The sequence below is a fragment of the Polaromonas hydrogenivorans genome, assembly GCF_040105105.1.
GTDB classification, from domain to species: Bacteria; Pseudomonadota; Gammaproteobacteria; order Burkholderiales; family Burkholderiaceae_C; genus Polaromonas; species Polaromonas hydrogenivorans.
Map to the genome: position 1 here is coordinate 1,588,842 of NZ_CP157675.1, position 25,785 is coordinate 1,614,626.

The 25,785-nt window shown below is 61.2% G+C and carries 26 protein-coding genes, 1 tRNA gene and 1 pseudogene; 14 read left to right on the top strand and 14 right to left on the bottom strand.

The features are described 5' to 3' along the window. Nucleotides 1-3: 3 nt before the first annotated feature. The 4 genes from ABLV49_RS07470 (at nucleotide 4) to ABLV49_RS07485 (ending at nucleotide 4,589) form a co-directional block, all read left to right on the top strand. Complete coding sequence (locus ABLV49_RS07470) at nucleotides 4-1,446, top strand: aldehyde dehydrogenase family protein (protein WP_349280989.1); 1,443 nt, start codon at nucleotides 4-6, stop codon at nucleotides 1,444-1,446. 87 nt (nucleotides 1,447-1,533) lie between these two features. Beyond that, entirely contained in the window at nucleotides 1,534-2,508 is a 975-nt protein-coding gene (locus ABLV49_RS07475) for a tripartite tricarboxylate transporter substrate binding protein (RefSeq protein ID WP_349280990.1), read from the top strand. 67 nt (nucleotides 2,509-2,575) lie between these two features. Further along, nucleotides 2,576-3,520, top strand: coding sequence for a 2-hydroxyacid dehydrogenase (locus ABLV49_RS07480; protein WP_349280991.1), 945 nt, complete (start codon nucleotides 2,576-2,578; stop codon nucleotides 3,518-3,520). 76 nt (nucleotides 3,521-3,596) lie between these two features. After that, the gene (locus ABLV49_RS07485; protein ID WP_349280992.1) at nucleotides 3,597-4,589 is read left to right on the top strand and encodes a Bug family tripartite tricarboxylate transporter substrate binding protein; all 993 of its coding nucleotides are present in this window, start codon (nucleotides 3,597-3,599) and stop codon (nucleotides 4,587-4,589) included. 39 nt (nucleotides 4,590-4,628) lie between these two features. Here the strand turns inward: ABLV49_RS07485 and ABLV49_RS07490 are convergent, their stop codons facing one another. After that, the gene (locus ABLV49_RS07490; RefSeq protein WP_349280993.1) at nucleotides 4,629-6,089 is read right to left on the bottom strand and encodes a catalase; all 1,461 of its coding nucleotides are present in this window, start codon (nucleotides 6,087-6,089) and stop codon (nucleotides 4,629-4,631) included. Nucleotides 6,090-6,280: 191 nt separating this feature from the next. Between ABLV49_RS07490 and ABLV49_RS07495 the strand changes: the two genes are divergently transcribed. Then, nucleotides 6,281-6,658 (top strand): carboxymuconolactone decarboxylase family protein, encoded by a 378-nt coding sequence (locus ABLV49_RS07495; RefSeq protein WP_349280994.1) that lies wholly within the window; start codon nucleotides 6,281-6,283, stop codon nucleotides 6,656-6,658. A gap of 289 nt (nucleotides 6,659-6,947) precedes the next feature. Next, a complete protein-coding gene (locus ABLV49_RS07500; protein WP_349280995.1) occupies nucleotides 6,948-7,307 on the top strand; it encodes an HPF/RaiA family ribosome-associated protein in 360 nt (119 codons plus the stop codon). A 69-nt stretch (nucleotides 7,308-7,376) separates the two neighbouring features. Here the strand turns inward: ABLV49_RS07500 and ABLV49_RS07505 are convergent, their stop codons facing one another. After that, on the bottom strand, nucleotides 7,377-7,931 hold the full coding sequence (locus tag ABLV49_RS07505; protein ID WP_349280996.1) for a LuxR C-terminal-related transcriptional regulator: 555 nt from the start codon (nucleotides 7,929-7,931) through the stop codon (nucleotides 7,377-7,379). Nucleotides 7,932-8,041: 110 nt separating this feature from the next. Between ABLV49_RS07505 and ABLV49_RS07510 the strand changes: the two genes are divergently transcribed. The 3 genes from ABLV49_RS07510 (at nucleotide 8,042) to ABLV49_RS07520 (ending at nucleotide 12,330) form a co-directional block, all read left to right on the top strand. Further along, on the top strand, nucleotides 8,042-8,860 hold the full coding sequence (locus tag ABLV49_RS07510; protein ID WP_349280997.1) for a CoA transferase subunit A: 819 nt from the start codon (nucleotides 8,042-8,044) through the stop codon (nucleotides 8,858-8,860). A gap of 2 nt (nucleotides 8,861-8,862) precedes the next feature. Beyond that, nucleotides 8,863-9,501 (top strand): CoA transferase subunit B, encoded by a 639-nt coding sequence (locus tag ABLV49_RS07515; protein WP_349280998.1) that lies wholly within the window; start codon nucleotides 8,863-8,865, stop codon nucleotides 9,499-9,501. A gap of 81 nt (nucleotides 9,502-9,582) precedes the next feature. Then, the gene (locus tag ABLV49_RS07520) at nucleotides 9,583-12,330 is read left to right on the top strand and encodes an ABC transporter substrate-binding protein (protein WP_349280999.1); all 2,748 of its coding nucleotides are present in this window, start codon (nucleotides 9,583-9,585) and stop codon (nucleotides 12,328-12,330) included. Between the two features lie 229 nt (nucleotides 12,331-12,559). Here ABLV49_RS07520 and ABLV49_RS07525 read toward each other — a convergent pair whose 3' ends face one another. The 7 genes and pseudogenes from ABLV49_RS07525 to ABLV49_RS07555 form a co-directional block, all read right to left on the bottom strand. Continuing rightward, entirely contained in the window at nucleotides 12,560-13,516 is a 957-nt protein-coding gene (locus ABLV49_RS07525) for a lysozyme inhibitor LprI family protein (RefSeq protein ID WP_349281000.1), read from the bottom strand. Between the two features lie 323 nt (nucleotides 13,517-13,839). Next, a complete protein-coding gene (locus ABLV49_RS07530) occupies nucleotides 13,840-14,067 on the bottom strand; it encodes a helix-turn-helix transcriptional regulator (protein WP_349281001.1) in 228 nt (75 codons plus the stop codon). A gap of 297 nt (nucleotides 14,068-14,364) precedes the next feature. Continuing rightward, nucleotides 14,365-15,048, bottom strand: a complete 684-nt coding sequence (locus ABLV49_RS07535; RefSeq protein WP_349281645.1) for a terminase small subunit — start codon at nucleotides 15,046-15,048, stop codon at nucleotides 14,365-14,367. 48 nt (nucleotides 15,049-15,096) lie between these two features. Next, nucleotides 15,097-15,468, bottom strand: a pseudogene (locus ABLV49_RS07540) (terminase small subunit); the annotation flags it as partial. Then, entirely contained in the window at nucleotides 15,365-16,120 is a 756-nt protein-coding gene (istB, locus tag ABLV49_RS07545) for an IS21-like element helper ATPase IstB (RefSeq protein WP_349279989.1), read from the bottom strand. The pseudogene ABLV49_RS07540 and the gene istB, both read right to left, overlap by 104 nt. Nucleotides 16,121-16,143: 23 nt before the next feature. Next, complete coding sequence (gene istA, locus ABLV49_RS07550; RefSeq protein WP_349278157.1) at nucleotides 16,144-17,700, bottom strand: IS21 family transposase; 1,557 nt, start codon at nucleotides 17,698-17,700, stop codon at nucleotides 16,144-16,146. 200 nt (nucleotides 17,701-17,900) lie between these two features. Beyond that, complete coding sequence (locus ABLV49_RS07555; protein WP_349281002.1) at nucleotides 17,901-18,305, bottom strand: hypothetical protein; 405 nt, start codon at nucleotides 18,303-18,305, stop codon at nucleotides 17,901-17,903. A gap of 32 nt (nucleotides 18,306-18,337) precedes the next feature. On the opposite strand from ABLV49_RS07555, the gene ABLV49_RS07560 reads away from it, so the two are divergent. Continuing rightward, a complete protein-coding gene (locus ABLV49_RS07560) occupies nucleotides 18,338-18,745 on the top strand; it encodes a hypothetical protein (RefSeq protein WP_349281003.1) in 408 nt (135 codons plus the stop codon). Here ABLV49_RS07560 and ABLV49_RS07565 read toward each other — a convergent pair whose 3' ends face one another. From ABLV49_RS07565 to ABLV49_RS07580, 4 genes are all read right to left on the bottom strand, one after another. Then, nucleotides 18,746-19,177, bottom strand: coding sequence for a type II toxin-antitoxin system HicB family antitoxin (locus ABLV49_RS07565; protein WP_349281004.1), 432 nt, complete (start codon nucleotides 19,175-19,177; stop codon nucleotides 18,746-18,748). Nucleotides 19,178-19,191: 14 nt separating this feature from the next. Continuing rightward, the gene (locus ABLV49_RS07570; protein ID WP_083758044.1) at nucleotides 19,192-19,371 is read right to left on the bottom strand and encodes a type II toxin-antitoxin system HicA family toxin; all 180 of its coding nucleotides are present in this window, start codon (nucleotides 19,369-19,371) and stop codon (nucleotides 19,192-19,194) included. A 37-nt stretch (nucleotides 19,372-19,408) separates the two neighbouring features. Next, on the bottom strand, nucleotides 19,409-20,653 hold the full coding sequence (locus ABLV49_RS07575) for a tyrosine-type recombinase/integrase (RefSeq protein ID WP_349281005.1): 1,245 nt from the start codon (nucleotides 20,651-20,653) through the stop codon (nucleotides 19,409-19,411). A gap of 178 nt (nucleotides 20,654-20,831) precedes the next feature. Beyond that, nucleotides 20,832-20,905: transfer RNA gene (locus ABLV49_RS07580), tRNA-Gly, on the bottom strand. Nucleotides 20,906-21,326: 421 nt separating this feature from the next. Here ABLV49_RS07580 and ABLV49_RS07585 point away from each other — a divergent pair. The 3 genes from ABLV49_RS07585 (at nucleotide 21,327) to ABLV49_RS07595 (ending at nucleotide 24,007) form a co-directional block, all read left to right on the top strand. Then, nucleotides 21,327-21,890, top strand: a complete 564-nt coding sequence (locus tag ABLV49_RS07585; RefSeq protein WP_349281006.1) for a tetratricopeptide repeat protein — start codon at nucleotides 21,327-21,329, stop codon at nucleotides 21,888-21,890. Nucleotides 21,891-21,972: 82 nt separating this feature from the next. Next, entirely contained in the window at nucleotides 21,973-23,379 is a 1,407-nt protein-coding gene (locus tag ABLV49_RS07590) for a sensor histidine kinase (protein WP_349281007.1), read from the top strand. Beyond that, nucleotides 23,372-24,007, top strand: a complete 636-nt coding sequence (locus tag ABLV49_RS07595; RefSeq protein WP_349281008.1) for a response regulator transcription factor — start codon at nucleotides 23,372-23,374, stop codon at nucleotides 24,005-24,007. The genes ABLV49_RS07590 and ABLV49_RS07595 overlap by 8 nt, the downstream gene beginning before the upstream one ends. Here ABLV49_RS07595 and ABLV49_RS07600 read toward each other — a convergent pair. Then, nucleotides 23,993-24,481, bottom strand: a complete 489-nt coding sequence (locus ABLV49_RS07600) for a regulator (protein ID WP_349281009.1) — start codon at nucleotides 24,479-24,481, stop codon at nucleotides 23,993-23,995. The two genes, ABLV49_RS07595 and ABLV49_RS07600, sit on opposite strands and share 15 nt — an antisense overlap. A 269-nt stretch (nucleotides 24,482-24,750) precedes the next feature. Here ABLV49_RS07600 and ABLV49_RS07605 point away from each other — a divergent pair, with 269 nt between their 5' ends. Continuing rightward, the gene (locus tag ABLV49_RS07605) at nucleotides 24,751-25,785 is read left to right on the top strand and encodes an FAD:protein FMN transferase (protein ID WP_349281010.1); all 1,035 of its coding nucleotides are present in this window, start codon (nucleotides 24,751-24,753) and stop codon (nucleotides 25,783-25,785) included.

Sequence of the window (25,785 nt, forward strand, 5' to 3'; positions counted from 1 at the left end):
CTCATGAAACAAAACTACATCAATGGCGCATGGATGGACGGCGCATCGTCGAGCGCCAACCTCAATCCTTCCGACCTGTCCGACGTGATCGGCCATTACACCCAGGGCGATGCCGCGCAGGTGGACCTGGCCGTACATGCCGCGCAGGCCGCTTTTCCGGCCTGGTCAAGCTCGGGCATCCAGGCAAGGTCCGATGCGCTGGACCAGATTGGCCGTGAAATACTGGCTCGCAAGGAAGAACTCGGCACCCTGCTGGCACGCGAAGAAGGCAAGACCCGCGCCGAAGGCATTGGCGAGGTGGCCCGCGCCGGCCAGATCTTCAAGTTCTTCGCCGGCGAGTGCTTGCGCCTGAGCGGCGAAACGCTGCCCTCGGTGCGACCCGGCATCGGCGTGGACATCACCCGCGAGCCGGTCGGCGTGGTCGGCCTGATCACGCCGTGGAATTTTCCGATGGCGATTCCGGCCTGGAAAATTGCGCCGGCGCTGGCCTTTGGCAACTGCGTGGTGTTCAAACCGGCCGACCTGGTGCCCGGCAGCGCCTGGGCATTGGCTGAAATCATCTCGCGCTCGGGGATGGGGCCGGGCGTGTTCAACCTGGTGATGGGGCCGGGCAGGGTGATTGGCGATGCGCTGGTCAGCCACCCCGGCGTCAACGCCATCAGCTTTACCGGCTCGGTGGGCGTGGGTGGCCAGATTGCCCAGAGCTGCGCGAAAAGCTTCAAGAAGGTGCAGCTTGAGATGGGCGGCAAGAACCCGCAGGTGATTCTGGACGATGCGGACCTGGCGCAAGCCGTGGAATTGTGCGCGCAAAGCGCTTTTTACTCGACCGGACAGCGCTGCACCGCGTCCAGCCGGCTGATCGTGACCGATGGCATTTACCCGGCTTTCGTCACAGCCTTGCAGGCGCGCATGGCGGGCATCAAGGTGGGCGGCGCCCTGGCGGCTGGCACTGACATTGGCCCGGTGTCTTCCCTTGCGCAACTGGAGCAGGACCTGAGCTACATCGACATTGGCAGGGCCGAAGGCGCGACACTGGCCTTTGGCGGCGAGCGCGTGCAGTGCCACACCGGCAGCGGCGCCAACGGCTACTTTCTGGCGCCCGCGCTGTTCAGCGAAAGCACGGCCGGCATGCGCATCAACACTGAAGAGATCTTTGGCCCGGTCGCCAGCATCATCCGCGTGAAAGACTACGAAGCCGCACTGTTCGCCGCCAACGACACGCCGTTCGGCCTGTCTGCCGGCATTGCGACCACCTCGCTGAAGTACGCCACGCATTTCAAGCGCCACAGCCAGGCGGGCATGGTGATGGTCAATTTGCCCACTGCAGGCGTGGACTACCACGTGCCTTTCGGCGGCCGCAAGGGTTCGAGCTACGGCCCGCGCGAGCAAGGCAAGTACGCGCAGGAGTTTTTCACCACCGTCAAAACCGCCTATACCCTGGCGTGACGCCGCTCCGGTTCGGCCGGAGTGTTCGGTGCGAAAGGCTTGCAGCCAATGGTCATTTCCCCAGCGATTCTTAAAAACGGAGACATCATGAACAAATCCCCATTCCTGTCTGGCATGCAGCGCGCTGTGGCCATCGCCGCGCTCGCGATGGCCAGCTCGGCAGCCATCGCCGCCGACTACCCGGCCCGGCCGGTCGAGCTTGTCGTGGCCGCCTCGGCCGGCGGCGGCACCGACGTGATGGCGCGTGCCTTTGCCGATGCGGCGCGCAAGCACTTTGCGCAACCCTTCATCATCATCAACAAGCCCGGCGCCGCCAGCGCCATCGGTTTTGGCGAGGTGGCCAATGCAAAGCCCGACGGCTACAAGGTCGGCGTGGTCAGCGTCAACCTGGTCATCCTGCCGGCGCTGAACCTGATGAAGCTCACCAGCGACGACTTCATTCCCATCGCGCGCCTGAACTACGATCCGGCGGCCATCACGGTACGCGCCGATGCGCCGTGGAAGAGCGTCGAGGAATTCATCGCCGACGCCAAAAAGCGACCGGGCGCGATCCAGATCGGCAACGCCGGTGTCGGCGACATCTGGCATGTGGCTGCCGCCGCATTTGAAGACCGGACCGGCACCCAGTTCAACCTCGTGCCGTTCCAGGGAGCATCGCCGTCCATCCTCAGCCTGCTGGGCGGACACATCGATGCCGTTTCGGTCAGCCCCGGTGAAGTCATGACGCATGTGCAAAGCGGCAAGCTGCGCACGCTGGCGGTGATGTCAGAGCACCGGCTTGAGGGCGTGTTCGCCAGCTCGCCAACGCTCAAGGAACGGAAAATCGACCTGGCCATTGGCGTCTGGCGCGGTCTTGCCGTTCCCAAGGGCACACCGCCCGAGGTGGTGGACGTGCTGAAAACCGCCGCGCGCAAGACCGCTGCCGAACCGGCGTACAAAGAGACGCTCGTCAAGGCCAATCTGGGCGAGGCCTACCTCGATGCGGCAGCCTTCAAGTCGTCGATTGAGAGCGACCGCGAGTCATTGAAGAAAGTCCTGACAAAACTCGTTATCCAGAAATAGCCGCCGTGCTGCAAGCCGCGGCATACGCACTTGGATATTCACACCCAGAACCCCCGGAGTTTCAACCTTGTCCGACATCGAAATCATCGCCATGGCCAATTTGCAAGCGGTTCTGCTGGAGCCGCTGCAGGCGGCCTATGCGGTACACCAACGCCTGCACGAAACAGACCCGGAGAAGTTCAGGAAAGTCGCACCGCGCATTCGCGCCATCGCCGCGACCGGTGAATCCAGCATTTCCGCTGAACTGATGCGGCAGCTCCCCGCGCTGGAAATCATTTCGGTCATGGGCGTCGGTTACGACGGCGTCGATGTGGCCGCTGCCCAGGCGCGCGGGGTCGCCGTCACCCACACACCGGGTGTGCTGAACGACGACGTGGCCGACCTGGCCATGGCGCTGATGCTCGCCTGGGCGCGCCAACTGCCGCGAGCCGACCGCTTTGTCCGCGCCGGCCAGTGGCCGGCAGGTTCCATGCCGCTGGGGCGCAGGGTCTCGGGCGCGCGGCTCGGCATTGTCGGCATGGGGCGGATCGGGCAAGCCATCGCGCAGCGTGCCAGCGCGTTCGGCATGCGCATCGCGTACACGGCACGCAGCGCCAAGGCCGATCTGCCCCACCGCTACCTGCCCACAGCCGCAGCCTTGGCGGCGCAAAGCGATTTCCTCGTCGTCATCACGCCAGGCGGCACCGGCACGCGCCAGCTGATCGATGCCGAGGTGCTGGCGGCTCTCGGCCCGCAGGGCTGCCTGGTCAACGTGGCACGGGGTTCGGTGATCGACGAGGGCGCGCTGATCGCCGCGCTGGAGTCCGGCGCGATTGCTGGCGCTGCCCTGGATGTGTTCGACAACGAACCGCATGTGCCACAAGCGCTGCGGGAGATGGACAACGTGGTGCTCACGCCTCACATCGGCAGTGCCACCGGCGAGACGCGCCGCGCCATGGCGGACCTGGCGCTGGCCAACCTGCAAGCGCACTTCGCTGGCAATGCACTGCTTTCCCCTGTGCCGGAATGCTGATTCCCGGCCTTGTGAAGTTTGAATTTTTAAAAATCCTCCCTTCCTTCGGCAGGGGTTATCAATGAAAGACACTCCCATGAAAATTACTTCCAGGCGCGACATCCTGAAAATGGCTGCTGCCGGCACGGCCATGTCCACCCTTGGCCCGGCTGCGGCGCTGGCGCAAGGGCCGCAATGGCCCGTAAAGCCGGTCTCTCTTCTTGTGGGCTATCCGCCCGGCGGCCTCACCGATGCTGGCGCACGGTTCATCAGCAGGGGCATGGCCACCACGCTAGGCCAGCCTGTCCTGGTCGAAAACAAAGCGGGCGCGTCGGGCAATATCGCCGCAGCCGAGGTCCAGCGGATGTCCGACCCCTACAAGCTGCTCGTGGCGAACACGAGCTTCACCATCAATCCGCACACCTACTCCACGCACTCGCCAGTGCCGACAGAGTTCACGCCCATCGGGCTGATCCTCGAGTCGCAGTTGGTCCTGTGCGTCAATCCGGCCGCTCCCGTCAAGAACCTGGCGGAGTTCGTCGCATGGGTCAAGGCAGAAAGCATCAGGGGCTTCAGCTATGCCTCAGCGGGCAATGGCGGCAACACGCACCTGGCGATGGAGTACTTCCGGGAGAGGACCGGGCTGCCAAAGATGAGCCAGGTGCCGTACAAAGGCAGCGCTCCGGCCATCCAGGATGTGGTTGGCAATCAACTGCCTTGCATCATGGATGCCGCCTCGCTCCTGATTCCGTTCATAAGCGCCGGAAGATTGCGCCCCATTCTGGTGACCGGCAGCGCCCGCCTTCCGGCGCTGCCCGAGGTGCCCACGGCAACGGAGCTGGGCATCAAGAACTTCATCGTGACGGTGTTCGTTGGGCTATGGGGTCCGCCCAAACTGCCCGCTGAGGTCGTTGCGAGGGCAAATGCCGCCATGAATGCAGCGCTTTCGGACCCCGCGATTCGCAGCCAGATCACAAAGAACGGGGATATGGTCGGGGGAGGCACCGCAGAGCGGCTAGGCGCCCTGGCCCGCGATAGCTACCAGCTTTGGGGAGAGGTGGCGCGCAGAAACAACATCCGCGCGGAGTAGCCTGCGGCGAGCCTGCAGGCCAAGGGTCAAGCGCTGTGGTCAAACCACCGGCTTGGGCGTGGGCGATGCCGCCCCTTGCTCCAGCGCCGCCGCCACGCCTGCGCCGTAGGCCGGATCGGCTTTGCTGCAGTTGGCGATGTGGCGCTCCTGGATCGCTTTCGACGCGCCGCCCACGGAACGCGCGGTGTTCTCGAACAGCACCTGCTGCTGGGCCGGCGTCATCAGGTGGAACAGATTGCCGGGCTGCGAGTAATAGTCCTCGTCCACGCGGTGATTCCAGTGGTCCGCAGCGCCCTCGATGGACAGCGGCGGCTCGGCAAAATCGGGCTGCTCTTGTAAGGCGCCTTTGCTGTTGGGCTCGTAGCCAACCTCAGCGCCATTGTTGCTGTCAACGCGCATGGCACCGTCGCGGTGGTTGCTGTGGAAAGGGCATTTGGGCGCGTTCACCGGAATCTGGTGGTGGTTCACGCCCAGCCGGTAGCGCTGTGCGTCGCCGTAGCTGAACAGGCGCGACTGCAGCATCTTGTCGGGCGAAAAGCTGATGCCGGGCACCACGTTGGCCGGGTTGAAGGCGAGTTGCTCGACTTCGGCAAAGTAATTTTCGGGATTGCGGTTGAGTTCGAGCACGCCGACATCGATCAGCGGGTAGTCGCCGTGCGGCCAGACCTTGGTCAGGTCGAAGGGATTCAGGTGGTAGGTGGCGGCGTCTTTTTCGGGCATGACCTGGATTTTCAGGTTCCAGCGCGGAAAGTCGCCGTTGTCGATGGCATGGAGCAAATCGGCTTGAGAGCTTTCGCGGTCGCGGCCGACGAGTTCGGTGGCCTCGGCGTCGCTCAGGTTTTCAATGCCTTGCTGCGTGACGAGGTGGAACTTCACCCAGAAGCGCTCGTTTTGCGCATTCAAAAAGCTGAAGGTGTGGCTGCCGAAGCCGTGCATGTGGCGGTAGGACTTCGGAATGCCCCGGTCGCTCATGACGATGGTGACCTGGTGCAGCGCCTCGGGCAGCAGCGTCCAGAAGTCCCAGTTGTTTTCGGCGCTGCGCATATTGGTGCGTGGGTCGCGCTTGACGGCACGGTTCAGGTCCGGGAACTTCAGCGGATCGCGCATGAAGAACACCGGCGTGTTGTTACCGACCAGATCCCAGTTGCCTTCCTCGGTGTAGAACTTCATGGCGAAGCCGCGAATGTCGCGCTCGGCATCGGCCGCGCCGCGCTCGCCGGCGACGGTGGAAAAGCGCATCGCCATCTCGGTCTGCTTGCCAATCGCCGAGAAGATTTTGGCCTTGCTGTAGCGCGTGATGTCGTGCGTGACGGTGAACTGGCCGAAGGCTGCCGAGCCCTTGGCATGCATGCGCCGCTCGGGAATCACTTCGCGCGCAAAGTGCGCCAGCTTTTCCAGGTGCCAGACATCCTGCAGCAGCACCGGCCCGCGCGGACCGGCGGTCTGGGTGTTCTGGTTGTCAACGACGGGTGCGCCGGCGGCGGTGGTTAATTTGGACATGGGCAAAGTTCCTTGTAACGAATGGGGTGGGATGGCCATCAATAGACTGAAGCTATTGAAAGGAGGGTTCATTGTGGACAGTCTCAATCGTCAGGGCAATAGCATTTCCATAGGAAATACTGAAAGCGGCGATAGGCAAGCATGGGCTCTGCCGTTATGCTGACGATTTTTTTCAGGAGCAATGCAAAGCCATGAATTCCGACTATGAAAAAGGCCTGGCCACCCGCAGGCAGGTGATGGGCGAAGAGTTTGTCGCCAAGGCCCTGGCCAGCGTGACTGACTTCACCCGGCCGATCCAGGAGCACATCACGGCCAAGGCCTGGGGCGATGTCTGGCAGCGGCCGGGCCTCGACCTGAAGACCCGCAGCCTGATCACGGTGGCGATGCTCACGGCGCTGGGCAAGCAGAATGAACTCAGGGGCCATTTGCGCGGCGCGCTGAACAATGGCGCAACGCCGGCCGAGTTGCAGGAAGTGCTGCTGCATGCGGCCATTTATTGCGGCGTGCCGACGGCGGTCGAGGCCTTTCGCACGGCCGCCGAGGTGGTCGAGGGTTTGAAAAAGGACTGAGCCCACGATCCCGTTTGGGCGGCCTGCAAGCCTGATGATTTCAAGATTTTTAGGCCTTTTGCGCACTATGCACGGGCATGAGTAGCTATATAAAAGATAGCATTTTCCCGTCGGGAGTGTTTTGTGGCGGATTTCGCGGCGCCGAACATCCCGCCGGGGAATGTGGACTACAGGCGCCTGCGGCCGGGAGGGACATAATGGTTTTTCCACCTGCCGCTCTGGCGGTGGCACACCGCAGCAAGGCCGGCCGGCCAGACGTTGCGCTTCCCCAAAAAAAGGAAACAAGCACATGCAAATTCAAGTCAACTCCAACAACAGCATTGACACGGGTGAGTCTTTCGAGCGCTGGGCCAACACCGAATTGAATGATTCGTTCAGCCGTTTCAAGGATGAAATCACGCGCATTGAAGTGCACATGAGCGACGAGAACGGCGACAAGGTCAGCGTTGACCACAAGCGCTGCATGATGGAAGCCCGCCTGGCCAATCGCGAGCCCGTCGCGGTCAACCACCAGGCCTCCAGCCAGGACGAAGCCTTCCGGGGCGCCAGCGACAAGCTCAAGCGCGTGCTGGAGCACACCCTGGGCAAGCTGCGCGACCACCGCGCGCGCGAGTCGATCCGGCACGAGCCCGACCTCGGCAACGCCTGAACGCTGAGTCCGCCGGACTGACCGGCTTGGGTTTTTGCAGAATTCACCGGTTTTAGCGATGGCTGGCGATTATTCGCCAGCCATCAGTTTTTGCACCAGATCGGCCGTGGTGGACGCCTTGAACTTGCGCATCAGGCGCGCCCGGTAAATCTCCACCGTGCGGTGGCTGATGACCAGGGCGCGGCCAATCTCCTTGGAGGTCAGCCCGCGCATCAGGTGGGCCGCCACTTCGCGCTCCCTGGCGGTCAGTTCGGCCGTCACGGGCCGGTTGGCGCTCAGGTCCTCGAAGGTCCAGATGCCGGCCTCATGCGGCGCACTGCGGTTCAGCGCGCGTCCGGTGACGTGGCACCAGAAAATCTCGCCCTTGGTGCGCCCATCGACCCGCTTCATGATGCGGTTGTCCGAATACATGCCGGTGGCATTCAGGATGGGAAGCATGCGCGCACCGATGCGCTCGTACTCATCGACGCTGGGGTAGAGAATCATGAACGACTGTCCAATGAGCTGCTCGCGCGTGGCACCGAACATTTCGCACACATGCTGGTTGCAATCGAGTATGGAGCGGTTGCGCGACAGCACCAGGCCAACGGGTGCCAGATCGAAAGCCAGCTGGTAATCGGACATCAGGGCAAACCTTTAAGAAGAACTACGTATCTCAATAGGTAGTATCGTAATGGACTGAACAGGCGTGTGAAAGACGTTCTGATGGCTTAACAAAACAAGGAGACATTTTTGTGAAGAAACTTTTTCCCTCTGCCGCAGAAGCCCTCAAGGGCGTCGTCAAGGACGGTCAGCTGCTTGCTGTCGGCGGTTTCGGCCTGTGCGGCATTCCCGAGGCGCTGATCGACGCGCTGCGCGATTCCGGCGTCAAGGATCTGACGGTGATTTCCAACAATGCGGGCGTTGACGGCTTTGGCCTGGGCAAGCTGCTGGAGACGCGCCAGATCAAGAAAATGATCTCGTCCTATGTCGGCGAAAACAAGGAGTTCGAGCGCCAGTACCTGGCCGGCGAGCTGGAGCTTGAATTCACGCCGCAGGGCACGCTGGCCGAAAAGCTGCGCGCGGGCGGCGCCGGCATTCCGGCGTTCTTCACCAAGACCGGCGTCGGCACGCTGGTGGCCGAAGGCAAGGAGTTGCGCGAATTCGACGGCGAAACCTATGTCATGGAGCGCTCGCTGGTGCCTGACGTGGCGCTGGTCAAGGCGCACCGCGCCGACAAGTCGGGCAACCTGCAGTTCCGCCTGACGGCCCGCAACTTCAATCCGGCCGCCGCCATGGCCGGAAAAATCTGCATCGTCGAGGTCGAAGAGGTCGTGGAAACCGGCACCATGGAGCCCGACCAGGTTCACCTGCCGGGCATTTACGTGCACCGCATCGTGCACAACCCGAACCCTGAAAAACGCATCGAAAAACGCACCGTGACCGAAGCGCCCGTCGATGCCGTCCTGGCAAAGGTCGAGGCGCAAGCCGCCATTGCACAGGCTGCGGTCATGACCGCCGATGAGCCCGCCCCATCCACCAGCAAGGCCGCCAGCGGCCAGCAAGGAGCTTAAGCATGCCCTGGACCCAAGACCAAATGGCGGCGCGCGCTGCCCAGGAACTCGAAGACGGTTTTTATGTGAACCTGGGCATCGGCATCCCGACGCTGGTGGCCAACTTCGTGCCTAGCGACAAGGAAGTCTGGCTGCAGTCGGAAAACGGCATGCTCGGCATCGGCCCGTTCCCCACAGCCGACCAGGTCGATGCCGACCTGATCAACGCCGGCAAGCAGACCGTCACCACCTTGCCGGGTTCGTCGATTTTCGGCAGCCACGAGAGCTTCGCGATGATTCGCGGCGGCAAGATCAATCTGTCCATCCTGGGCGCGATGCAGGTCAGCGAGCAGGGCGACCTGGCCAACTGGATGATTCCGGGCAAGATGGTCAAGGGCATGGGCGGCGCGATGGACCTGGTGGCCGGCGTCAAGCGCGTGATCGTGCTGATGGAGCACGTCGCCAAAAAGAGGGACGGCACCGTGGACCTGAAAATCCTGCCGCACTGCACGCTGCCGCTGACCGGCGTGGGCGTGGTGGACCGCATCATCACCGACCTGGCGGTGATGGACGTGACGCCGCTGGGCCTGAAGGTCGTCGAGCTGGCGCCCGGCGTGACGCTGGAAGCGCTGCAGGCCAAGACCGGCGTGACGCTCATCTGATTCCGCTTATTCAAGCGATGGCCTGAAGCTGGCGATGGCCGCTGCCATGCGGACGCGGGTCTGCGTGCTAGACTAATTTTGATGTCCAGCTTCATTTCCCTTTTTGGTTTTCTCTCTCTCCGAAGGGAATGGCGGGCCAGCGGCATCGCTATTTTTTCGGCCTTTGCGCTGATGGCTGGCGGTGTTGCTTGGGCGCCCGCTTTCGGGGCGTCACAGGCCATGCCGCCAGAGCGCGTGACCCTGCAGCTCAAGTGGCTCCACCAGTTCCAGTTCGCGGGCTACTATGCCGCCCAGGCCAAAGGTTTTTACCGTGATGAAGGTCTGGATGTCGAGATACTGGAGGGCGGGGCGGACAAGCCGGTGATCGCCCGGGTTCTTGGCGGACAAGCCGACTTTGGCATTGGCGACTCCGACCTGCTGATCAGCCGGATCAATGGGCAGCCGGTTGTGGCGGTGGCGGCGATTTTCCAGCACACGCCCTACATCATCATGAGCCGTCAGGACCGCAACATCCGCACGCCTTCAGACCTCATCGGCAAGACCGTCATGCTGTCGGAAGACCAGGGTGCGATCCAGTTCCGTGCCATGCTCAAGCGCGAGGGAATCGATCCGGGACTGGTCAATATCATTCCTCAGCGCTGGAAACTTGATGATCTGATCAACGGCAAGGTGGATGCGGTGTCCGCCTACGCAACGGCAGCGCCTGCGTTGATGCGTGCCCGGGGCGTCGTGCCGGCGATGATGCGCGGGGTTGACTACGGCATTGACTTCTATGGCGACATTCTTTTCACGACACAGGCGCACATCGCACAAAGTTCCGGGCGCACCGATGCATTCCTGCGCGCTACCCGCAAGGGCTGGGACTATGCCTTCAGCCACGAAGACGAGCTGGTTGATTTGATCCTGCAGATGGACGGTGCCGTGCAGCGGGGCTTGACGCGTCAAACCCTGAGCGAGGAAGCCCGGGTGATGCGTTCCTTCATCTTGCCCGATGTGGTTGAGATTGGGCACATGAATCCGGCCCGCTTCGATGCCACGGCCCGGACGCTGGCAACCCTGGGGCTGGTGCCTGCTGGCATACCGCTGGCCGGTTTTGTGTATGAACCGCCTGCTGCCGTCAGTCCCAGGCTGTTGCGCTGGATGACCGCCGCAGGTTTTGCCGTTTTTGCACTTGCCCTGCTAGGGCTGCTCTGGAACATGCAGATTCGTCGCCGCGTGCGCGAAAGAACCGAGCAGCTGCAGGCCGAAGTCAACCACCGGACCGAAGTGCAGCAGCAGCTCAAGGCCAGCCAGGACATGACGCAGCTGATGTTCGGCACTGCGGCGGCGGGCATCGCGATGACCACGCCAGACGGAAAATTCCTGATGGCCAATCCTGCCTACCATGCGACCGTCGGCTATGCGCAAGCCGAGTTGCAGGTGATGGACATGCGCGAGTTGACGCATCCCGAGGATCGTGTTCGCTACGAGGAGATGACCAGGCAGTTGCTTGCCGGCGAAGTGGACACTTTTTCCCATGAAGTGCGCTACCTGAAGAGGGGCGGCGGTGATGTGTGGGTGCGTGCAACGGTGTCGATGGTGCGCTCTGCGGACGGCGTGCCGACGCACATCATTGCCGTGACCGAGGACATCACGCAGCGCCGCGCCACCGAGGAGAAATTGCGCCAGAGCGAAGTCTTGCTTGAGATTGCCGGCCGAACGGCGCAGCTCGGCGGCTGGATGCTCGATCTGTCGGGCGGCCCCATGACGTGGTCCGACGAGGTCTGCAAGATCCATGAAGTGCCGATGGGCAGCAAGCCGCTGCTGCATGAAGTCCTGCAGTACTGTTCACCCGAGTGGCGCGAGAAAATCACGGCGACTTTTCGCCGTTGCAGCCGCGATGGCGTGTCGTTTGACGAAGAACTGGAGATCATCACCGCCAGCGGCCGGCGGGTATGGGTCCGCGCCATTGCCGAGGCATTGCGCGACGACAGCGGAGCCATCACCCGGGTGCAGGGTGCTTACCAGGACATCACCGAGCGCAAGCAGGCAGAGCACCGCATCGTTCGCCTCAATGCCGAACTGGAAAACCGTGTGAGCAGACGGACCGCCAGCTTGGAAGCGGCGAACAGGGAGCTGGCGTCGGTGAACCGGGAACTGGAGACTTTTTCCTATTCCGTGTCGCACGACCTTCGCTCGCCGCTCAATACGATTGACGGTTTCAGCACATTGCTGGAGCGCACGAGCGGGAGTCTGGTGGGTGAAAAAGGGCGGCATTACCTGAGCCGGATTCGTGCGGGAACCCGGCAGATGGGCGACCTGATCGAGGGGCTGCTGTCGCTCGCCAAGCTTTCGCGTGATCCGCTGCAGTTCGGGGTGGTCAATCTTTCCGACATCGCCAGGCAAGTGCTGCAGGAGTGCATGGACCGGGAACCCGTGCGCGAGGCGAATGTGTGCATTCAGGAAAGCCTGACTGTTCAGGGTGACCCGCGCCTGTTGTCGGTCGTCATTCACAACCTGGTGGGCAACGCCTGGAAGTTCACTTCAAAGCGGGTGGTGGCGCACATCGAGATGGGTTGCGAGATGGCCGTCAATGGTGAAACCGTTTATTTCGTCAAGGACAACGGTGCCGGGTTTGACATGGCGTATGAAGACAAGCTGTTCACCACCTTCCAGCGGCTTCATTCACCCAGCGATTTTTCCGGTTCCGGGATTGGTTTGGCAACCGTGCAGAGAATCATTGCCCGGCATGGCGGCCGGGTCTGGGCGCATGGCATTGAAGGGCAGGGGGCGGATTTTTATTTCACCCTGGGCGATGGCAAGGCAGCCAGCCTGTCGGATACGCTGTGAACCCGGAACAGGCCGGGGATGGCGGGCTGAAAACTGGAGGTGAAGGGAATCTAACAACCTCTTGAAACCCGCATGGATGCTAGGTTCTTACTTGTTTAGCTTGAAGGATACCGCCATAAATACCGCCAAAAAGAAAAGTGTCTCCTTTTAGAACGACTTGGCAGTCCATCAGTTTGACAAAAGTGGGACTGACCATAGAACCGTCCGCTTGAAGGAATGGTTAAATTTTTTACGCCTCATCCCCAAGACGTCGCCAGGACCTGACTTCATCAAGGCGGCGCGTCACTACAGCCTCTGCTTCACTAGCATAAATCAACGGCCAAATTGTTCCGCTGTTTGCTCGCTCACCAGCAACGAAACTCACCCATGCATCGCAATAGGCCTCCCACTTGGCCTGTGACTCATCAAACGCGATGAGTTCTCTGACATTAAGACGCGCTCTAGTTGTTGCCATAGCTTCAGCCAAACTGGCCCGCTTTTCGTCGAGCAACTTGCCCGCTGCAATGTTCATGTCTGTTTGAGTTAACGGAGCGCCAGGATGAATAGATTCAGAGATAAATTCATCTGCTGCTCGCAGAAAAGATACACAACTCTCAAGACATCGAGCAACTTCGTCGGACTCGATCTCGTAAGCAGACGCAATTTCGTGGCAAATGATATGTCGCAGTTCAAAAGTTCTAGCGACGTCAGCAAACACTTGATCGGGCTTCAACAAGATCGGCGCGAGTGGTTCGCCACGAACTTCGTGTGCCCACCGGTCAGTAGTGGAACGGAGCGCCTGTAGAAAGCCAGCGCCGAGCAAGCTCGACAACGCGCTCTCAATATGCTCAAGCCGACTGATCGACACGCCATGAGCAACTAACTCGCCTACAGTGATTGCTTTGCCATGTACCGCTCGCAGCACCGAGAAGTCCAGCTTCAGTGAAGACGCAGGCTTCTCGGCGTTGGTAAGAAAGGGTTCGCCAGCGTCGATCAAATCCTTTATTGCCATTCGAAAGTAGCCTTCGACACAGGCAATAAGGGCAACAGGGAAATACCGCGTCAATTCGCCTTGGGACTTGTCGTGATCTTTGAAAGCGTGTTCAAGCGCAAACAGCCGCAGCGGAAGCTCGGCCATCGCAGATCCAAATCGCCTGCGTTGGCGTATGTCCGCGATCTCCTGGATGATGTCGCGTGTGCGGCTCATGATTTAAGACCTGTCAAATTACCGTGGATCGACTCCTGTTTCAGTAAGTGATAAGGCACATCTCGGATGGTCTGCTTAACTTGGTTTTTGTTAACCCAGTCTAAAAATGGCATTTATTGGTTTCTCTTTAATAAAATGACGGAACGTCTTGGGTTTCGGTAGATGAGCTTTTCACACAGTGTAGGTACGAAGCGTGCCAAGATGGCCACTGAAAGAAAAACGAGGTCTTGCCTGTTTCATGCGGCCTGCGCCGCGTCAAGCCATCATGCCCAGGCCTCCGCTGACCACATGGGCAATGCCATCTGCTGTTCAATAGATGCTGTTTACTCGCCATGACCGTCTTTGTCTGCCTTGGGCGGCACCAGATAAGCCGTGTGCAGCCGCTGCAGGTCAAGCAGCAATGCCAAGTGCTTAGGCACCCAGCCAGGAATCGGCGTCTTACCGTTCACCCAACGGCTTGGGGTGTTTTTGTCAAGGTCAGCCTTGCGGCAAAAGTCGGATTGCTTCCAGCCCAGGGCATCAAGGGCTTGCGTGAATTCATCGGGGGTCATGTTGGAAGTCGCTTTCTCATGTGGAATTTTTGCAGATGTTGCGATATTACCTTAAAGCGTATATTTTAGATTAATATGTACTCATACTTAAAATAACGCCCGTCGTAGAACATACGAATGTTGATAGTTTTCTACGCTTTAAGGGAATATCCAACAAAATCAACCACTTGCGGCCGTGCCGTATTTGCTCAAAATTTAAGCGCTACAGCAGAAAAAAGTTATCCACAGCCCTGCAAACCGTGCGCAGCCAAGGTGCTGTCCACCTGAAGTTTTCTGAAGGTGCGACATCAACTTTTGTCAACAGTCGATGGACGGTTTTGACGGGTTGAAACGTTGTGATTTGCATGGTTTTCCAAGCTTGGAAAAACTATCAAATCCAAGCTTGCGAAACCTTGTCCTGGGCCGGGGCAGCCCCCGCTGGCTTGCACTTCGCCCACAGTGCGCTGGCGCTGGTGGCCCTCGCCATGGCAGCACCGGCAGGAATCCACCTGCACCAGCTCCCGGGCGTCCGCCGTGGCAATCGCCCATACCATCGGCCAGCGCCTTATCCGCGTTGACTTCCGTGCGCCTTGCCCGTTCGGCCTGCGCTGCAGCGATAGCTTCCGAAACGCCAACTTTTGTCAACAGCCGCGCCACCAGCGTGCGTGCGCTTGCCTCTGTTGCGTCAGGGTATGCGCGGCGGTAGGCGGCGGCGGCGTTAAGGTCAATCAGGTACTCACCGACAAACCGCTGCACGCGCGGCGCAAGCTGCTGATAGCTTTCATGCTCCATGTTTGATAGCACGCTGTCATCAGCATCAGCATTCGAGGCACCAGCACCAGCCCCCTCCATGGTTTCCGGCATGGTTTCTGTGATGGTTTCTCTGCGCGTCTGAGAAACCTTGGCATGGTTTCTCTGCGAAACCTTGGACGGCTGCGAAACCTTGCCCCGTGCTGGGGTAGCCACCGCCGGCTTGCACTTCACCCACGGTGCGATGGCCATCTGCACGTTAAGTTTTATTAAGAGCTGGCTGGCGATGGATGCAGCCGTCTTGGGGCTGTACCCTGCCCGGATGGCCGCCTGCGTGCCGTTGAGGTCTATCAGGTACTCACCAACAAACCGTTGCGTATTCCGGTGAACGTGACCGCTGATTCCGGCAACGTGACCGGCATTCCGGCGAACGTGACCGGGGGTCGGTGTTGCGCGTTTTGATTTTATGCCGGCCCGCTTTCCCGGCTGTTTTGCCCTTCTGTGGAATTGAATTTTTTGAACGAATAGGCCCCTGCCAGGCCGCCGGAGGCCCCCTGGCCGTGGGGGCCTACTTGTCGGCGATCCCTTTTGCGGGCGGGTTTTTTTTACGCAGCGATTCGCCCGTGAGCGTGAAGCGGTGATGGTTTTGCATGAGCCGATCAAGCATGGCATCGGCCACAGTTTGGTCACCTATCCACTCGTGCCAGTGCTCAATGGGCAACTGGCTGGTAATGACGGTGGCGCGCTGGCTGGCCCGGTCGTCAATGATCTCCAGCAGATCGGCCCGGGTTTGACTGTCCATGGCGGCCATGCCCCAGTCGTCGAGCAGCAAGACGTCCGTGTTTTTGAGCGTGTCCAGCCAGCGCGTAAAGGTGCCGTTGGCGTGGCGAATGCGCAGTTCCTCGCCCAAGCGGGGAACCCGCAGGTACAGCGCACTGTGGCCACGCCGGCAGGCATGCTGGGCCAGCGCGCACGCCAGCCAGGACTTGCCCGCGCCGGTGGCTCCGGTGATCAGCACGGCGTGCCCGGCATTGACCCATTCGCCCAAAACTAGACTCATCACCGCGCTGCGTTCAATGCCCCGGGTGCTGCGGCTGTCCAAATCTTCTATGACCGCTTGCGGGTATTTGAGTTTGGCGGTTTTGAGCAATCGCGCACAGCGCCGGTCTTGCCTGCCATGCACCTCCCGGTCGACCAGCAAGGCCAGCCGTTCTTCAAAGCTCATGGCGCCGATGCCGCTTTGCTGGAGCTGGTGCTCCAGCGCCTGGGCCATGGTTTCCAGGCGCAGACTGCGCAGTTGATTCAAGGTGGTGTTCATCATCATTTTGGAATTCTCTGTAAAGGGTTTCATTGGTAGTAGTTCGCGCCACGCACGTGGGCGTGTGCGGGCGATGTCCACTCTGGCGTGGTGCTCGCTTGCAGCAGGTCGCGCCGGTTGAGCAAGATGTCGCGGATGTGGGTGTATTTGCTGGTGCCCAAGCTCAACGCCAAGGTGCAGGCCGCCTCCAGCCTGGCGTCGCCGTAGCGTTTGGAGAGGGACAGCAGGCCCAAACAGGCGCGGTAGGCGTGCTCGGGATGGGGTTGGCGCTGCAGCATCTTTTGCACCGTGGCCGCACAGGCCACCCCAATACGCGCGCCCCAGGCGATGAGCCGCTCGGGCGTCCACTGCGCCTGGTGCTGGTGGCGCTCGGGCAGGTGTTCAATCACGGTGGTAAAGCTGCCTTTGTGGGCGCAGCGCATGTGGCTGGCCACCCGGTTGCCACGGTGCAAGACTTCTACCGCATGGGCGGTGACGCGCAACTCCAGCGCCAGGCCAACCAGGGCGTTGGGCACGCTGTAGCGGTGGCCCTCGAATTCGACGTGGCTGTCGATGTGCACGCGCACCGTCTTGAAGACCGCCCATTCCCAGGGCTGCAGCGGCAGGGCCATCAGGGCCGGTGCGTCGATCTGCGCGAACACGCTGGCGCGGCTGCCGGGCAACTTTTGAAAGGCACGCTGGTTGAGCCAGTGCAGCAAGGGGGTGATGGCGTCGTTGACCTCCTCCACGCTGGTGAACTGATGCTTGCGCAGGCGTGCCAGGATCCAGCGCTCGACCAGCAAAACGCTCAGCTCGACCTTCGGTTTGTCCTGTGGGTGATAAGCGCGCGCAGGAAGCACACTGCAGCCGTAGTGACGGGCAAAGTCCTGCACGCTGTCGGTCAGCAGCGGCTCGTAGCGGTCGGCCTTGGTCACCAGGGCGCGCGGGTTGTCGGGGATGATGAGCTGGGGCACGCCGCCATAAAAGGTCAACGCCTGCGCGGTGGCGCCCAGCCAGTCGCGTGCCGTCTGCGCGGGCGTAGCCAGGCAAAAGCAGTAGCCCGACACGCCCATGGCCGCCACAAAGAGGTTGGCGCGGCCAATTTCCTGCCCGTGCACCCTCAGGGCCAGCGTCGGGCCGGCATAGTCGATGAAGAGTTTCTCACCGGCGCGGTGGACCTGGCGCATCGAGCGTTTGAGCCGTTTGGCAAACTGGCGGTAGTTCTCGCAAAACTGCGAGTAGCGCCAGGGCTTCAGGGGCCAGTCCGCACGGTGCTCGTCGCCGACCTGGGCGCAGTATTCCTCCCACAGCAGCATGAGCGTCACACCCTTGCGGCCAAGCTCCTGGTGAAGCCGCCCGAAGTCGGCTTGCGCATAGGTCTGGCTGGCGCGAGACGACGCCAGCAGGCGTCGCTCCAGCGCGGCTTCGTCCAGGGCTGAAATGGCCGGCCAGTCCAGCCCGGCGGCGACGGCCAGGCCCACGTATTTGGTGACGACACCTTTGGAGAGCCCCAGGGCACCGGCGATTTGTTGATGGGACTGTCCACCCTCGAATTTCAGACGCAGGGCGTCTTTGAGTTTGCGCATATTGATCCTTAAGGCGGGCATGTGTCTCTTTGCAAAAAGCATCGAAGCTACACGCCACGCCGGGTTTCGTTCATGCGCAACACCGTGCCGACGGCGTATACCGCCGTGCCGACTGTCGTGACCAAAGACATCGGTCACGTTCGTCGGAATCAGCGGTCACGTTGCCGGAATCCCTCCGGTCACGTTCACCGGAATGTCGGTCACGATCCCGGAATCACCGGTCACGTTGGTCCGGAATACTCAAACCGTTCTTCCCGTGGCTCAAGCGGCGCATATTCCTCATGCTCCACTTTCGATAGCGCGGCAGGCTCATGCAGCAGTTCAAAGCCCCCATCATCCAAGCTTGGAGCGGCCTGCGCAAGCTTGGGTTTTGGCGCTTTTCCAAGCTTGGATTCCACTTTCCCAAGCTTGGGTTTTGGTGCAAGCTTGGGATTGGCTTTTCCAAGCATCACAGCACCCTTTTCCCACCCTTCCGCCTTGGCGCGAAGTCGCAGCGCTTCCGCGCCCACCGGCAGCCCCAGCTCGTCAATCAGCCATTTATGACTCTCCCACCAGCCGGTGGTCCAAACAGGGGTCACTTCAGAAAACGGATCACAACGTACGTTTTCTGAAGTGACCCCAAACACAAGTTGTGAATGGGATGGCTCAGATTTGAGCCATGAGTTTCAGTCGGGCGTGCGGTTTTTGCGTACTGGTGCGCGGGGGAACTGTCTGCCTCTCGCCGGCTTGCAGCCGGACCCGCTTTGCAGCGTGCGCGATGCAGCCCACGGGCGGCCTTCAGGGCGTTGTCCAGGCTGGTGCCGACAAGGCGGTCGAGGTCATCGCCCAAGGCGTCGGCGCGGGCGATGTGGCGATTGACCTGCGATTTCGATTCGCCCGTGATGGCGGCGGTTTCGGCTGCAAAGGACTTGGTTTGCGGGCGCGCGCCGCCGTGGCCTGCAACTTGAGGTGGCGCAAGTTGCGCCACCTCAAGTTCACCCTCAACCGGCCTTCCATCCTCACCGCACAGCACAGCCGCATCCGCCAGCTCCTGTCCCAGTGTTCACCATCGGGGATCAGCCGATAGCTAGGCGTGGCTTAAAACTGCTACGCGCGCTGCAGGCTCACGTCCTTCAACAGCCATCCGGGCTATGAAGCCTGAGCGCGTCTCGCCAGCCGTGCGGGCACGGGCATCCAGGCGGCGCAGGACGCGGCGCGGCAGGCTGATATTCACGCGCTCCACGGTGTCGTCGAGCATGGCCGGGTCCACCTTCACCAGCGCCCACAGCCAGCCGTCAAATTCAGGATGCGCGGTGCGCAGCGCTTCGATATGGGATGGCGTGGGAATGTCCTGCCCGGCGTCGAGCGCAACTTCAATCCAGGCGGTCACGGCTTCCTCTGCCTGAATCATGGCTTCTTCGAGCGTGTCGCCTGCAGAAAAGCAGCCGGGCAGGTCGGGAACCACGACGCCCCAGGCGGTCGTGTCGTTGCCGGGTTCAATGGTGATGGGGTAGCGCATAGGAAAGTGTCCTTTCAGATACCGGCCTGCCGCCGGATGGCCTTGACCAGCCCCAGGCCCAGGTCTTTTTTAGGGTGTGGCACGACAACATGGCCGGGGCGGCTGGGGTGCTTGAAGACGTGGTGTGAACCATTCACCCGGTCAAGTCGCCATCCGGCCCGCTGCATATCACGTATCAATTCGGCGCTGGTCATGTATGTGTATGGTACACATACCAGATTCCCAAGTGATTTATGCGGCCTTGAACTGGATCACATCAGCCCCCGTGCGCAGCTTGTCCAGGTAGTCCGCCCACGTCTGCATCATTTGCTGGCGCTGAGGCAGGTATTCCGAGCGGTCGTAGGCGCTGCCCAGCGGGCCTTTCTTGCCGTGTCCCAACTGCGCCTCCACCATGTCTTGCGGGATGCCCGAAAGGCGCTCTGCCATCATTGTTCTGGCCATCGCCCGGAAGCCGTGCGCTACATGCTCGTTGTTGCCGTAGTCCAGTCGTCGCAGTGCTGCGTTGATGGTGCCGTCACTCATGGGCCGCTCGCCAGTACGCGCGCCAGGGAACACGTAGCGCCCGTGTCCGGTGAGTGGCTTGATGAACTTGAGCACATCCAGCGCCTGACGTGCCAGCGGGACGGTATGGGGCTTGCCGTTCGCCTTTTCGTGCTTTGAACTTTTCATGCTCTTGGCCGGGATGGTCAGCATTTGCTTGTCCAGGTCAATCCATGCCCATTCCATCGCGCGGATGTTGCCGGGCCGCTGAAAGAACAGCGCTGACAGTTTCAACGCTGCTACTGTCTCAGGCTGGCCGGTGTAGGCGTCGATGGCGCGCAGCATTGCACCAGCCTCTACCGGGTCAAGGATGGCGGCAAAGTGCTTGGCGATGTGAGGTTGCAGCGCACCTTTCAGGTCAACGCCGGGGTTACTCTCGCAGCGTCCAGTCTGCACTCCATAGCGGAACACCTGCCCGGCCATGGCCTGCAAGTCCTGCGCGGTGCTGAGAATGCCTTTTTTCTCCACCTTGCGCAGCGCGGCCAGCAGGGTCGGTGCCTTGATCGTGGCCAAGGGCAGGGCACCGATATGCGGGAACAGGTACAGCTCGTTCATGCGCAGCCACTTGGTCGCGTGGCCCTCGCTCCATCCCCCGGCTTTGAGCGTATGGAACTCACGCGCCACGGCTTCAAAGGTGTTTGCCGCCGCCATCGACGCGGCCTGTTGATCTTCGCGCTTGGCGGCGCTGGGGTCTGTGCCTTGCGCCAGGAGTTCGCGGGCCTTGTCGCGTCCTTGCCGGGCTTTAGCCAGCGACACCGCTGGATAGATGCCCAGCGCCAGGGTCTTGCGCTTTCCTGTGAAGCGGTAGTTCATGCGCCAGTACTTCCCGGCCTTGGTCACCAGCAGGTACATGCCGCCGCCATCGGTGTGCTTGTCGCCAGCAGGCGCGCCGCTGTGCTTGGTGCTGTTTCTCAAGAATGTGTCTGACAGTGGCATGAGGCATCCCGTTTGGCGGTATGTGGGATGGCGGTACTTGGACATACCGCCAAAAAATGCCGCCAAAGTGGCGGTATGTCATGTTAGCCCTTGAGACTGTATGAGACAACAAAAAACCCGCTGTACCTATGAGATACGCGGGTTTTGAGGGGTTATGAGACGCTGTGATATGACGATTTGGAGCGGGTGAAGGGAATCGAACCCTCGTATGAAGCTTGGGAAGCTGCCGTTCTGCCATTGAACTACACCCGCAATGACCCGGATTATAGAAGCCAAGCCTGCGCTTTCACGCTGAAGCTCAATTTTTCAACGCTACCGGACTGACCGGCGGCTTGACGCATATTTTTTCAGTGAAATTGGCCTTTTCCGCATGACCAGTCAGCATAAGCAGCTATCAAAATGATACTGACGCCGTGTGTGGATCAATTCAGGAGCCATTGGCGCCAGCGTCATGGACCTGATGGCCGTGCGAAACGCGTGGTTTTTTATTGCGCACAGCGCGCTGCCCGCCGCACAGGGAACAGGCTGGGAAATTGGTCCGAAGCAGGTCGGGCATTTTGCCCGACCTTGATCGGCCCCGGTTTTTCGCCGGTTTTCTTGACTACGATCGACTGCACGCCTTGACGACAGGCGTCCGTGAACAGTGAAGAAGACAAAGCAACCAGGAGCCAGGATGAAAAAATGGTGGGGTCAGGTGGCGCTGTGCGGGAGTTTGGCGCAGGCGGCGCTGGCGGGGCCGTCCGTCACGGGTGTGAACATGTCGTACCTGAGCGCCGCTGAACCGCGTCCGGCCAGCGTTTCCGGGGACACCTCGGGCAATGAACTGAGCTACGGGGCTTACATCGACAGCCGCAGCCGCTTCAAATGCCTGTACGGCTATGTCGCAGACAAAACCGGCGACCATGCCGCCGCCATCGATATTTTTGAAGACTGCATTGCCCGCTGGGAGGATGTGTATTCGATGATCTGGCTGGCGATGATGCATGAAAACGGGACGGGCGTGCCGCGCGACTTGGCCAAGGCCACCGAACTGATGCACCGGGGCGCGCTCAGTCCGCAGAATGCTAGCTACGCCACGCTGGCGCGCTACCACTACGGCGTGGCCCTGCACCAAGGCCGGGGTGTGCCGCGTGACGCGCAGGCCGCCCGCCACTGGCTGGACCGCGCCGCCGCCGAGGGTGAAATCGACGCAGCCAGCTACCTCAAGCTGCATTTTCCGCCACCGCCCGTGCCGTGAGATGCGCATTCGGCCGATGCAATTCCCGCAGGCTGCCAGGGTAGAGTTTCAGATCAGTCACGGGAAGGATGGAGCGCAGGCTATGCCACAACAATTTATCGGCCTGTTTTCGCCGCCGAACCGGGAAAACGGCGTCGATCTCAAGCGCTATCTGCTGCTGCGGGTGACGCTGTTTGCCTTCATGATCGGTCTGCTCGCGGCCGCGCTGGTGCTCCACCAGGCGCGCGAACACATCCGTGTCCATATCGGACGCACGGGAGGCACGGTGGCGCGCCTCATTGCCGGGGAAGCCGTCCAGCCTCGGGGAACATTCCGGCATGGCCTGGAAGGACTGGCGCTGGCGTCGCTGGAGGGTATCGGGCCACTGCTCGGCATCTGCGTGACGGTGGAAGACATCTACAAGCAAACCATTGTTCAGCGCTGTTTCGGGGAGGCGTCCAGTCCTCCTGCGCTGGTTCGCTGGACCCTTGGCCATCTGATCGGGCCGGAGAGTCATTACCGGGGTGCGATTGGCCAGTATCCGGGGTTCAAGGTCGGTGAGTTCATCGTGACCCCCAACCTGGACAGCGAGGCCCTGGCCGTGTGGCAGCAGATACGCACCGTGCTTGGCATGACGGTTGGCATCCTGATCCTGAACCTGCTCATCTATCTGCCGGTGCGCCGCGCCCTCCAGCCGACGGAGCAGATATTGGCGGTGCTGGCGCGCATGGAAGCGGGCGATCTTTCTGCCCGCATGCCGCGCCCCAGCCTCATCGAGCTGCACCGCATTGCCGCCGGTTTCGACCATCTGACCGGGCGCCTGCAAAAGACCATGGCTGAGCAGCGTCATCTGGCCCAGCGCCTGCTGGCCGTGCGGGAGGAGGAGCGTCGCTGCCTGGCGCGCGAACTCCACGACGAATTTGGCCAATGCCTGACTTCCATCGGTGCCGAGGCGGCTTTCATCACCGCGCGGGCGCGGGAACGCCAGCCGGAACTGCTGCCCGCTGTCCAGTCGATTGCATCGGTGACGGCGCACATGATGGAATCCCTGCAAGGCATCCTGTGCCAGTTGCGCCCGGTGGGATTGGATGAGTTCGGTCTGCGCGCCGGGCTGGAGCAGCTGCTGGGCGGCTGGCAGCGCCGCCTGACGGGCTGCAGTTTCGAGCTGTTCATCGAAGGGGAAATCGACGATCTGCCGGGTGACCTCACGGTGAGCCTGTACCGGATCGTGCAGGAAAGCCTGACCAACGCCTTGCGCCACGCTGCCCCCCGCAAGGTGACGGTGCGCCTGCGCCGGGAGGCAGCCCGCTGCCTCCTGAGCGTGGAAGACGATGGCGAAAAGCGTGAACCCAGTACCGCCGGCAGCGGGCTGGGCGTGCTCGGGATGAATGAACGGGTCGCCGCGCTCGGTGGCCGCTTTGCCATCGAAGCACTGTCGCCGCAGGGGATGCGGGTGCAGGCGGAGTTTTCGGCCGAAGCCATGTGTACACAAGGAAACAATGATGCTTGACAAGACCCGATTGCTGCTGGTCGATGATCACGCGGTGGTTCGCGAGGGCTACCGCCGTCTGCTCGAATCCCGTCCAGACCTGACGATTGTTGGCGAGGCAGCCACCGCCCGTGAGGCGTTCGAGCAGTACCGGCTGCTGGCGCCTGATGTGCTGGTGCTCGACCTCGGCCTGCCCGACATGGGCGGCGTCGAGCTGATCCGTCGCCTGGTTCAACGCGATGCCGGGGTTCGCATCCTGGTCTTCACGATGCACCGGGAGCCTATTTTTGCCACGCAGGCGCTGCGTGCCGGCGCGCTGGGCTATGTGACCAAGAGCAGCCCACCGGAGGTGATGGTGGGCGCGGTGTACCAGGTGGCGGCGCGGCGCCAGGTGATCAGCCCCGACATCGCCCCCGACCTGGCGCTTGCGCTGCTTGATCGGTCCAGCGAACCCCTCGCGGAGTTGTCGCCGCGAGAGTTCGAGATACTGCGCCTGCTTTTGGACGGCTGCAGCGCGGAAGACATCGGCACACGCCTGTTCATCACTGCCAAGACGGTGCAGAACTGTCACTACCAGATCAAGGCCAAGCTCGGCGTGCGCAGCGACATTGAACTGACCCGGGCCGCAATCAAGCTAGGCCTGATCTGAGGCCTGCAGGCAAGCCTCTTCCCGGGCGGGCGCGCTTGCCTTCTGAGCCTGGTAAAGCGCCACCAGCGTCTCGAAGGTCACCGTTCCGAGCAGATTGCATTGGTCATCGAGGAGTTCGTAGAGCACTTCGCCCTGACCCGGCCGGATGCTGAAGAAGACGATGGCGTCCTGTGCTCCGCCCCCTTCCCGGTGCGGTGCTTCGCTGGCTGGCGAGACGGTGTAGCTGCCCGCCGGCCGGGCTTCACGCAGGCGGCCATCGGTTTCATAAAGCCGGTGTTCTCCCTGGACGACGAAGGTGTGGTTGAGCGCCCGGTGACGGTGCAGAACGATTTGTTCGTTGGCGGGCAGCTTGAACAGCACATCGACGATCCGGCTGGTTTCGTCCAGGTCCAGGATGGTGTAGTGGAAGGCGGGAACGAACTCGCCAAAACGGTTCCATTGGATGGCGTGGTCATCGAAGCGGCAGGTTGTCATTTTTGGAGTCTCTCTTTTTATTGAACAGGGTTGCTGGCTGATTGCCATCGCCATTAGACGGGGCGCGCGGGGGTTTTCATAGGGAACGCTGCCCGCCGCAGGCCGGGTGTTTTGCCCGCAGCGGGATTTTTCAGGACCCCGCCCAAGGCCGGGCAGATTGCCCGTGCATTTGCAGGCAGCTATCGGTTTTCAGGGCGTGGCCTGCTTTCTAGAATTTCGGCTGAAATTAGCGGTTTGCAGTGAGGCCCTCAACTTTTAAAGGAATGCGGATGCGACGTCGAACATTCATTTCGGCCTCCGTGGGTAGTGCTGCGGCCGGTTTGGCAGGCTGGGAATTTATTCAATCCAGCACCAAGGCCGGCTCGCTGACCCGAAGCGATGAACTTGCATCCGGCCAAAGACTGTACGCCGGAGCCGGCCTGGCATTTGGGACCACCATCAAGGTCAAGTTGTTGCACAAGGATCAGCGCCAGGCCGAACTGGCCATTCAGGATGCCTTCCATGAAGCGAAAAAGATTGACACCTTGATGAGTATCCATAGCGAAAACAGCCAGGTTTTTCGATTGAACAGGGATGGCCGGCTTCAGAAGCCGGACCCGCATCTGCTGCTTGTGCTTGAACAGGCCAGAAGGCTCTCGGCCCTTACTGACGGGGCGTTCGATATCACGGTTCAGCCCCTTTGGTCGAAATTCAATCAAGCCGCTGCCAGGCATTCCTTGCCATCGAGTGAGGAAAGATTAAATGCCAGGTCTTTGGTCAACTGGAAAAATCTGCGCTTTACGCAGGATCAGGTCAGCTTCCAGCAATCGGGCATGGCCATTACCTTGAATGGCATCGCACAAGGCTATGCGGCCGACCTGGCGCTGTCGGCGGTTCGGGCCAGAGGCGTCGAGCATGCGCTGCTGGACACCGGAGAGTTCATATCGAGCGGAACCAGAACGCCTGGCCGTGATTGGGTATTGGGCGTGCAGGATCCCAGGCATACGGATGAATATAAAACCGCGCTGCAAATGGACGGGCGCAGCGTGGCGACCTCGGGAGATTACGAAACGGCCTTCACGCCGGATTTCGTGCATCACCACATCTTTGACCCTGCCACGGGAGATTCTCCTCTTGAGCTGGCAAGCGTGACCGTCGTCGCCCCCACGGGTTTATTGGCCGATGGACTGTCCACGGCGTTATTTGTCATGGGGCCAGACAAGGCGATGGCCCTTGCCGCGCAACTGGACCGGGTCGATGTTTTTCTTGTGGATAAAAAGGGAAAAGTCTGGAAAACAACTGGTTTGCGCGAATTGAGCGCGTGA

Excerpts from the sequence above, each read along its gene's own strand:
- ABLV49_RS07470 (WP_349280989.1), top strand. The coding sequence starts at position 4 with ATGAAACAAAACTACATCAATGGCGCATGGATGGACGGCGCATCGTCG.
- ABLV49_RS07475 (WP_349280990.1), top strand. The coding sequence starts at position 1,534 with ATGAACAAATCCCCATTCCTGTCTGGCATGCAGCGCGCTGTGGCCATC.
- ABLV49_RS07485 (WP_349280992.1), top strand. The coding sequence starts at position 3,597 with ATGAAAATTACTTCCAGGCGCGACATCCTGAAAATGGCTGCTGCCGGC.
- ABLV49_RS07490 (WP_349280993.1), bottom strand. The coding sequence starts at position 6,089 with ATGTCCAAATTAACCACCGCCGCCGGCGCACCCGTCGTTGACAACCAG.
- ABLV49_RS07495 (WP_349280994.1), top strand. The coding sequence starts at position 6,281 with ATGAATTCCGACTATGAAAAAGGCCTGGCCACCCGCAGGCAGGTGATG.
- ABLV49_RS07500 (WP_349280995.1), top strand. The coding sequence starts at position 6,948 with ATGCAAATTCAAGTCAACTCCAACAACAGCATTGACACGGGTGAGTCT.
- ABLV49_RS07505 (WP_349280996.1), bottom strand. The coding sequence starts at position 7,931 with ATGTCCGATTACCAGCTGGCTTTCGATCTGGCACCCGTTGGCCTGGTG.
- ABLV49_RS07515 (WP_349280998.1), top strand. The coding sequence starts at position 8,863 with ATGCCCTGGACCCAAGACCAAATGGCGGCGCGCGCTGCCCAGGAACTC.
- ABLV49_RS07520 (WP_349280999.1), top strand. The coding sequence starts at position 9,583 with ATGTCCAGCTTCATTTCCCTTTTTGGTTTTCTCTCTCTCCGAAGGGAA.
- ABLV49_RS07525 (WP_349281000.1), bottom strand. The coding sequence starts at position 13,516 with ATGAGCCGCACACGCGACATCATCCAGGAGATCGCGGACATACGCCAA.
- ABLV49_RS07530 (WP_349281001.1), bottom strand. The coding sequence starts at position 14,067 with ATGACCCCCGATGAATTCACGCAAGCCCTTGATGCCCTGGGCTGGAAG.
- ABLV49_RS07535 (WP_349281645.1), bottom strand. The coding sequence starts at position 15,048 with ATGGCCATCGCACCGTGGGTGAAGTGCAAGCCGGCGGTGGCTACCCCA.
- istB (WP_349279989.1), bottom strand. The coding sequence starts at position 16,120 with ATGATGATGAACACCACCTTGAATCAACTGCGCAGTCTGCGCCTGGAA.
- istA (WP_349278157.1), bottom strand. The coding sequence starts at position 17,700 with ATGCCCGCCTTAAGGATCAATATGCGCAAACTCAAAGACGCCCTGCGT.
- ABLV49_RS07560 (WP_349281003.1), top strand. The coding sequence starts at position 18,338 with ATGAGTTTCAGTCGGGCGTGCGGTTTTTGCGTACTGGTGCGCGGGGGA.
- ABLV49_RS07565 (WP_349281004.1), bottom strand. The coding sequence starts at position 19,177 with ATGCGCTACCCCATCACCATTGAACCCGGCAACGACACGACCGCCTGG.
- ABLV49_RS07570 (WP_083758044.1), bottom strand. The coding sequence starts at position 19,371 with ATGACCAGCGCCGAATTGATACGTGATATGCAGCGGGCCGGATGGCGA.
- ABLV49_RS07575 (WP_349281005.1), bottom strand. The coding sequence starts at position 20,653 with ATGCCACTGTCAGACACATTCTTGAGAAACAGCACCAAGCACAGCGGC.
- ABLV49_RS07585 (WP_349281006.1), top strand. The coding sequence starts at position 21,327 with ATGAAAAAATGGTGGGGTCAGGTGGCGCTGTGCGGGAGTTTGGCGCAG.
- ABLV49_RS07590 (WP_349281007.1), top strand. The coding sequence starts at position 21,973 with ATGCCACAACAATTTATCGGCCTGTTTTCGCCGCCGAACCGGGAAAAC.
- ABLV49_RS07595 (WP_349281008.1), top strand. The coding sequence starts at position 23,372 with ATGCTTGACAAGACCCGATTGCTGCTGGTCGATGATCACGCGGTGGTT.
- ABLV49_RS07600 (WP_349281009.1), bottom strand. The coding sequence starts at position 24,481 with ATGACAACCTGCCGCTTCGATGACCACGCCATCCAATGGAACCGTTTT.
- ABLV49_RS07605 (WP_349281010.1), top strand. The coding sequence starts at position 24,751 with ATGCGACGTCGAACATTCATTTCGGCCTCCGTGGGTAGTGCTGCGGCC.